Here is a 5,989-nt window from a genome sequence, read left to right on the forward strand (position 1 = left end):
GCCTTTGGCAAAGAAGGGATTCGCGCCTGAAGGCGCTCCTACATTTCTCTATGGCAGCAGGGCGTCGGCGCCGCGCGCCACCAGCATGTCGGCGACCTGTTCGCCCAGTTTGTCGGGTTCGCTGGCGGGGCCGCTGGCGTAACCGCGCACGGTCTTGCCGGTTTTCGCGTCGCCAACCAGGCCTTCAAGCGACAGCTTGTCGCCCTTGAGCGTGGCGTAGGCGGCGATCGGCACGCGGCAGCTGCCGCCCAGCAGGCGGGTCATGGTGCGCTCGGCGTTGGTGCAGGCGGCCGTGTCGGCGTGGTGCAGCGGCGCGAACAGCGCGCTCGTGGCCGCGTCGCCGGCGCGCACTTCCACCGCCACCGCGCCCTGGGCCGCCGCGGGAATGAAGCGCGGGGCGTGCAGGCGTTCGCGGATGCGCGCGCCCATGCCCAGGCGTTCCAGGCCGGCGCAGGCCAGCACGATGGCATCGAAGTCGCCGGCGTCGAGCTTGGCCAGGCGGGTGTTGACGTTGCCGCGCAGGTCGCCGATGACCAGGTCGGGCCGGTGCGCGCGCAGCAGCGCTTGCCGGCGCAGCGACGAGGTGCCGACGCGGGCGCCGAAGGGCAGTTCTTCGAAACCGGCGAAGCTGTTGGACACGAAGGCGTCGAAGGGATCGGCGCGCTCGAGCACGGCGGCCAGGGCGAAGCCCGGCTCGAGCTCCATCGGCACGTCCTTGAGCGAATGCACGGCGGCGTCGGCGCGGTCTTCCAGCATCGCCACCTCCAGCTCCTTCAGGAACAGGCCCTTGCCGCCGATCTCGGCCAGCGGCTGGTCCAGCACCTGGTCGCCGCGCGTGGTCATCGGCACCAGTTCGACCTGCAGCCCCGGATGCGCCTCGCGCAGCAGCGCGGCCACGTGTTCGGTCTGCCACAGCGCCAGCGCGCTTTCGCGCGTGGCCAGGCGGATCTTTTCCATTCGTCCTCCCCCTAGAGGTGTTTCAGGCGTTCGCGCAGCGTCGGCAGGCAGCGCCGGCTGACCTCGAGCGCGGCTTCGTCGTTGCGCAGGATCGCGCGCACCTGGCCGTCGGCGCCGCGGCGCAGTTCGGCGAATTCGTCGGCGGCCACCAGGCAGTTGCGGTGGATGCGGATGAATCGTTCGCCGAACTCGGTTTCCAGCGACTTCAGTGATTCTTCGATCAGGTCTTCGCCGCGGGCATGGTGCACGACGACGTATTTTTCTTCGGCCTGCAGGTAGCGGATTTCATCGACCGGGATCAGGCGCAGGCTGCCGCGCAGGCGGGCGCTGAGGTGGCTGCGCTGGCGCGGCTGGCCGCCGGTGATGTCTGGCAGCTGCTGGGCGCTGCGGTGCCGGCGGGCGCGTTCGAGCGCTTCGGCCAGGCGTTCGCGGCGCACCGGCTTGACCAGGTAATCAACGGCCGCCGCTTCGAAGGCCGCCAGCGCGTGCTGGTCGTAGGCGGTGCAGAACACCACGGCCGGCGCCGGCCGCAGCCCGGCCAGGTGCTGGGCGGCTTCCAGGCCGTCCATCACCGGCATCGAGATATCCAGCAGCACGATGTCCACGCCCAGGGCTTCGGCCTGCTCCACGGCCTCGCGGCCGTTGGCGGCCTCGCCGGCGACCACGTGCCCGCCCACTTCGCCCACCAGCGCCTTGAGGCGCTCGCGGGCCAGCGGTTCGTCGTCGACGATAAGCAGCTTCATCCCCGAAGTATGCCCCAGAGCCGCCGCCGGCTCAGCCCACCGCGAATCGCCGGTCCATCCAGGCGCCCAGGTCGCGGATTTCCTCGGCGCAAACGTTGTGCTGCATGGGGTAGCTGTGCCAGTCCACGTCCATGCCCAGGGTCTTGAGCAGGTCGCGGCTGCGGGCGCCGAAACCTTCCGGCACCACCGGATCATGCGAGCCGTGGGCCATGAAAACCGGCGTGGCCAGGGCCTGCGGCGTGGCTTCGGCTTTCGTGGTCGAGCCCATGGGCAGGTAGGTGGACAGGCCGATGAGTCCGGCGACGGCGCGCTCGCGGCGAACACCGGCGGCCAGCGCGATGGCGCCACCCTGCGAGAACCCCGCGAGCAGCAGGCGCTCGGGCGGCACGCCGCGGGCGTCCTCGCGCTCGATCAGTGCTTCGACCTGGGCGATGGATTCGCGCACGCCGGTTTCGTCGGCGCGCTGGTCGAGGTCGAGGTTCTTGAGGTCGTACCAGGCCCGCATCGGCACGCCGTTGTTGAGCGTGACCGGGCGCACCGGCGCATGCGGGAACACGAAGCGCAGCGCCGGCCAGCCGGGCCGCAGCAGTTCGGGAACGATCGGCGCGAAGTCGTGGCCATCGGCGCCCAGGCCATGCAGCCAGAGGATGGTCCAGGCCGGGTTGGGCCCGGTTTGTTTTTCTACGGTTTCCAGCAATGGCATCGGCGAGGCTTTCACGAAGCGGAAAGCCGCATTATGCCCGCCCTGCCCGGGCCTACTTCACCAGGATCAGCTTGTCGTTGCGGGTGTGGCGCAGGCGGTAGACCTGGTCGCCGTGGCGGATGAGCACCTCGCGGGTGCCGCGCATCAGCTCACGGCTGTCGTGGTCGGCCTGGGCGCTGCTGCGGGCGGGCGAAGGAATCTGGGCGGGTTCGGGCTGGGGGACGTGCATGGCCGGCTCCTGGGGGAATCGGCATTGATGATAATGATTCGCATTTGCATGTCAACCCGCCCCGCCCGGGAACCTCAGTCGAGCGCCTGCAGGGTCTTCTGGATGTCTTCCACCGGCGAATTGGTCAGCGTCTTGGCCACTTCGGCGACGACACGCTGCTGCACTTCCTGGTGCAGCAGGGGGCGCATGCGGCCCAGGGTGGTGGGGTCGGCGATCAGCACCAGGCGCTCGAAGCGGTGGTTGAGCGCGCCGTCGTTGAGCACCTGCGCCAGCTGCTTGGCGAAGGTGGCCTCGACGATCTGCTGGTCGGTGGCGTCCTTGGGCATGCTGCCTGCGGGGCCGTCGATCATCTCGCCAAGCTCGAGGATGTCGAACTGGTGCAGCTTGATCTTGTGTTCGGTGCCCTCGTTGCGGAATACGCGGGCACCCGCGCCGTCGGCGACTACGATCAATGAATCGGCAGGAATCCTGGTCATGTTCGTCTCCGGGTGGTCGTGACCCATGACTGTCTCGCACCTGCCATAAACCTAAGGTGAGCGGCCCTCCGCAGGCAGGCGAAAGCGCATGACCTGGCGCGTGGTCACGGCGGCCTGGCCGGCGGCGAAGCGCCAGCGTTCGACGGCGGCCACGGCAGCATCATCGAACAAGCCTGGCGGCGAGGCGGAAATCACGCGCGCCTGGCCGACCGAACCATTGGCTTCGATGCGCAGTTCCAGCACAACCTCGCCTTCGAGTTTTCGGCGCAGGGCCATCAGCGGATAGCGCGGCTGCGGGGCTTCAAGCAGGTCGGGAACCGGGACGGGCGCGGGCTCGCGGACGGCGGCCCGTGTCTGGCTGGCCACCTGGACAGGCGACGGGGCTGCGACGGCCGGAGCCGCCGGGCGATTGGCCGGGGCCGGGGAAGCCGGCGCCTGCACGGCAGCCAACGTCTGCGCGTAGGGAAGCAGCTCCAGCAGCGCGGTTTCGACCGCGTCATCACCCGTCATGATGGCCCGCAGCGCCAGGTAGTGTTCGATGGCGTTGTCGCCGGCCGGGGAATACAGGCGCTGGTCGGACAGCGCACGCGACGCGGCGCTGCGCAGGCCGGTCGAAATCGCCAAACGAAGGCTGTGCATGTCGCGTCCCCAGAACCAAGGCCAGCGAGCCTAGCGGCTGTGCGTGACGGCAATGCTTCCGGGAAGCGTCAGCCGCGCGCGGGTGGCATCTTCGGATTCATGTAAGGTTTCTTCACCGTCTTCCGGAAGCGCCGACCATGTCGATTCGCCTGCTGGCCCTGCTGTTGGTCACGCCCACGCTGTCTGCCGCCGAACCCCGGGAGGTCCGCTACGACTGGCTTACCCAGGGCGAAGCCAGTGGTTCGCTGGTGACGCGCATCGGCGAGGACGGCCAGCGACACAGCCGCTTCGAATTCAACGACCGCGGCCGCGGCCCGAAAATCGAAGAGCGCATCCGGCTCGATGCGCAGGGGTTGCCGGTGGCGATCACCGTCGAAGGCAAGTCCTACATGGGCGCCCCGGCGCAGGAGGAATTCAGCCGCACCGGCGACACGGCACGCTGGACCTCGACCCTGGACAGCGGCGAGCGGGAAATCACAGGCCCGGTGTTCTACGCCGCGGCCGAAGGCACGCCCGACCAGATCGCGCTGCTCGCGCGCGCGCTGCTGCAGGCCAGGGACCAGCGCCTGGACCTGCTGCCGGCCGGCGAGGCCAGCATCGAAGCCCTGCAAAGCCACGCCTTCCAGGTGAATGGCCAGCCGGTGCGCGCCACGCTGTACGCCATTTCCGGCCTGGGTTTCACCCCCAGCTTCGTCTGGCTGGACGAGAAGAACGAGTTGTTCGCTCTGAGTTATGGCTGGATGGGCCTGGCGCCGGAAGGCGCCGCCAGCGTCATGGAAGTAGTCGATCGCCTGCAGGAAGAGGCCGAAGCGGCCTGGCTTCGCAAGCGCGCGCAGGCGCTGACCCAGGCCATGCCCGGAAGCTGGTGCCTGCTGGGTGCGCGCTGGCTGGACGTGGACGCGGGCGAGCTCAAGCCGGCTTCGACGATTCGAATCAGCGACGGGGTGATCGACGCGATAGGCGCGCCGGCAGACATCGACTGCAGGGACCTGGCCAGCATTGACGCGGGTGGCCGGGTCGTCGTGCCCGGCCTGTGGGACATGCACGTGCACGCCGGCCCCGGCGACGGCCTGCTGCACATCGCCAACGGCGTCACCGGCGCGCGCGACCTGGGCAACGACCACGACGTTGTGATGGGGCTGGCCAGGGACTTCGGCAGCGGGGAACTTATCGGACCGCGCCTGCAGCGCGCCGGCTTCATCGACAAGAAGAGCCCCTACACGGCGCCGACCGGCACACCAGTGGACACGCTGGAGCAGGCGTTGGAGCAGATCGACGGTTACGCTGCGCAGGGTTACCAACAGGTCAAGATCTACTCATCGATTCCGCCGGAATGGGTGGCGCCGATGGCCGAACGTTTGCACGGCCACGGCATGCGGCTGTCGGGGCACATCCCGGCCTTCATGACCGCCGGGCAGGCCGTGCGTGCGGGCTTCGACGAGATCCAGCACATCAACATGCTGTTCCTGAACTTCGTCGCCGACAAGGACACCGACACGCGGACGCCCGCGCGCTTCATGAAGGTGGCCGAAGAAGGCGGCAAGCTGGACCTGGACAGCGACGAAGTCCGCGCCTTCATCGCTCTGCTCAAGGAACGCGACATCGTGGTGGACCCGACGGTGGCGATCTTCGACCAGATGTTCCGCCATCGTTCGGGCGAGATGGCGCCGATCCTGGGCAGCATCGTCGACCACCTGCCGCCCAGCGTGCAGCGCGGGGCCCGCGCCGGCGAAATCGATATCAATGATTCGAACGCCGCCACCTACGCGGCGTCGGCGCAGGCGCTGCTGGGCATGGTCCGGCGCCTGCACGAGGCCGGGGTGCGGCTGGCTCCGGGCACCGACGGCATCGTCGGCTTCACCCTGCACCGCGAGCTGGAGCTGTATGCGCAGGCCGGCATCCCGAACGCGGAAGTGATCCGACTGGCAACCTCGTCGGCCGCGGACATCGCCGACACCGGCACGCCGGTGGGCCGCATCGCGCCGGGCCAGGCCGCCGACCTGCTGGTGGTCGACGGCGATCCGCTGCAGGACATCTCGGCCCTGCGGCGCGGCGTGCTGGTGGTGCGCGGTGACCGGGTGCACCGGCCGGCGGCGATTTTCCGGAGTCTGGGAATCAAGCCGTTCGTGGAGGCGATTCCGTAAAGCGCCGGATTGGTGGGCCCACCAGGACTCGAACCTGGAACCAAGGGATTCGCGTAGTTCCGGAGTTTCCCCCGGCGCGGACTATCTCTTCACCCTTC

The 5,989-nt window shown here is 69.0% G+C and carries 7 protein-coding genes; 1 reads left to right on the top strand and 6 read right to left on the bottom strand.

Annotated features, from left to right (window positions below; all coding sequences use genetic code 11):
• Positions 1-48: 48 nt before the first annotated feature.
• The 6 genes from hemC to AACZ35_RS11495 all read right to left on the bottom strand — a co-directional run bounded on the left by hemC (position 49) and on the right by AACZ35_RS11495 (position 3,747).
• Complete coding sequence (gene hemC / locus AACZ35_RS11470) at positions 49-957, bottom strand: hydroxymethylbilane synthase (protein WP_339829364.1); 909 nt, start codon at positions 955-957, stop codon at positions 49-51.
• Between the two features lie 11 nt (positions 958-968).
• Positions 969-1,700 (bottom strand): LytTR family DNA-binding domain-containing protein, encoded by a 732-nt coding sequence (locus tag AACZ35_RS11475; protein WP_339829366.1) that lies wholly within the window; start codon positions 1,698-1,700, stop codon positions 969-971.
• Between the two features lie 31 nt (positions 1,701-1,731).
• Positions 1,732-2,403, bottom strand: coding sequence for a dienelactone hydrolase family protein (locus AACZ35_RS11480; RefSeq protein WP_339829368.1), 672 nt, complete (start codon positions 2,401-2,403; stop codon positions 1,732-1,734).
• 52 nt (positions 2,404-2,455) lie between these two features.
• Positions 2,456-2,632 carry a hemin uptake protein HemP gene (locus AACZ35_RS11485; protein ID WP_339829370.1) on the bottom strand — a complete coding sequence of 59 codons (177 nt, stop codon included), beginning with the start codon at positions 2,630-2,632 and terminating at the stop codon, positions 2,456-2,458.
• 74 nt (positions 2,633-2,706) lie between these two features.
• Positions 2,707-3,108 carry a host attachment family protein gene (locus AACZ35_RS11490; protein ID WP_339829373.1) on the bottom strand — a complete coding sequence of 134 codons (402 nt, stop codon included), beginning with the start codon at positions 3,106-3,108 and terminating at the stop codon, positions 2,707-2,709.
• Positions 3,109-3,159: 51 nt separating this feature from the next.
• A complete protein-coding gene (locus tag AACZ35_RS11495; protein ID WP_339829375.1) occupies positions 3,160-3,747 on the bottom strand; it encodes an energy transducer TonB in 588 nt (195 codons plus the stop codon).
• Between the two features lie 137 nt (positions 3,748-3,884).
• Between AACZ35_RS11495 and AACZ35_RS11500 the strand changes: the two genes are divergently transcribed.
• Positions 3,885-5,891: an amidohydrolase family protein gene (locus AACZ35_RS11500; protein ID WP_339829377.1), complete on the top strand. Its 2,007-nt coding sequence runs from the start codon at positions 3,885-3,887 to the stop codon at positions 5,889-5,891.
• The last annotated feature ends 98 nt before the right edge of the window (positions 5,892-5,989 follow it).

It is taken from the genome of uncultured Arenimonas sp. (assembly GCF_963976025.1).
In the GTDB taxonomy this organism is placed as follows: domain Bacteria; phylum Pseudomonadota; class Gammaproteobacteria; order Xanthomonadales; family Xanthomonadaceae; genus Arenimonas.